This is a genomic window from Mesorhizobium sp. M7A.F.Ca.MR.148.00.0.0 (assembly GCF_003997735.1).
Classification (GTDB): domain Bacteria; phylum Pseudomonadota; class Alphaproteobacteria; order Rhizobiales; family Rhizobiaceae; genus Mesorhizobium.
Genome location: NZ_RZTB01000575.1, coordinates 1 through 267, shown reverse-complemented (window position 1 = coordinate 267; position 267 = coordinate 1). Strand labels below are relative to the sequence as shown.

Below are 267 nucleotides of genomic sequence, written 5' to 3'. Positions count from 1 at the left end.
GCACGCTGAACCTCGAGGACATTCCCGTCGCCATCAAGACGGTCGAGCAGGCGATTGCCGACAAGGCCTATGAAACCGGCCATATCAGGCCCTATCCACCGGAGAAGAAAACCGGCAAGCGCGTCGCCGTCATCGGCTCCGGCCCTGCCGGCATGGCGGCTGCCCAGCAGCTTGGCCGCGCCGGCCACGATGTCCATGTCTACGAGCGCGAAAGCCGGCCCGGCGGGCTGATGCGCTACGGCATTCCCGACTTCAAGATCGAGAAGC

Annotated in this window: 1 protein-coding gene; it reads left to right on the top strand. The window is 65.2% G+C overall.

Annotated features, from left to right (window positions below; translation table 11 throughout):
- Positions 1-267: NAD(P)-binding protein (locus EOB49_RS35370; protein ID WP_127383571.1), on the top strand; the 267-nt coding region annotated here is incomplete at both ends.